The organism is Brevibacterium sp. SIMBA_078, from assembly GCF_046534565.1.
Lineage (GTDB): Bacteria > Actinomycetota > Actinomycetes > Actinomycetales > Brevibacteriaceae > Brevibacterium.
Window position 1 is genome coordinate 1 of sequence record NZ_JAWRYQ010000019.1, and the last position, 560, is coordinate 560.

General features: G+C 39.5%; 1 protein-coding gene. It reads right to left on the reverse strand.

Going from position 1 to position 560, the window contains the following annotated elements; genetic code table 11:
- Positions 1-560: MobA/MobL family protein (locus SB749_RS18670; RefSeq protein WP_410711616.1), on the reverse strand; the 560-nt coding region annotated here is incomplete at both ends.

Here is a 560-nt window from a genome sequence, read left to right on the forward strand (position 1 = left end):
AGATAGTTTTAACTGATGTTCGTATACGCTTTTTATACTTGGTGTCTTAATCTGCTTCATTGATAAATTAATTGGCTCTCTATCAATCCCTTGTTCCTCAAGGCTTTTCATGCTTATTCGAGCGTCTGACCCTGCCAACTCAAGATGAGAGTTACATAATTTTTCCCATCTATCACGTTGGTCTTTCAATTCTAGTTTTCGTTCATCTAGGAGCTTAGGCGTATTCGCTTTTTTAGCTCCGCCACACTCGGGGTTTTTAGCATTAAAACGCTTAAAGTATTGGTCTGGATCGCGCTCTATACCGTCAATTAAACGCTCGCTGAACATTATATGAGCATGTGGTTGTTCTAAACCGTCCATAGCTAAAGGGTTATGTATGGCATATTGATAAGCATGTTTTTCACCAATTTCTTGATGAATCCACTCTTTAATCAATTCATGGCGGTGGTCTGCTGTTAGCTCTCTTGGTAAAGCAATCACATGCTCTCGATAAGATGTACCATTTTTTCGCTCTTTATCATCGGACATTTTCCAGAAAAAATTGGGGTCAGTTTGTGCCC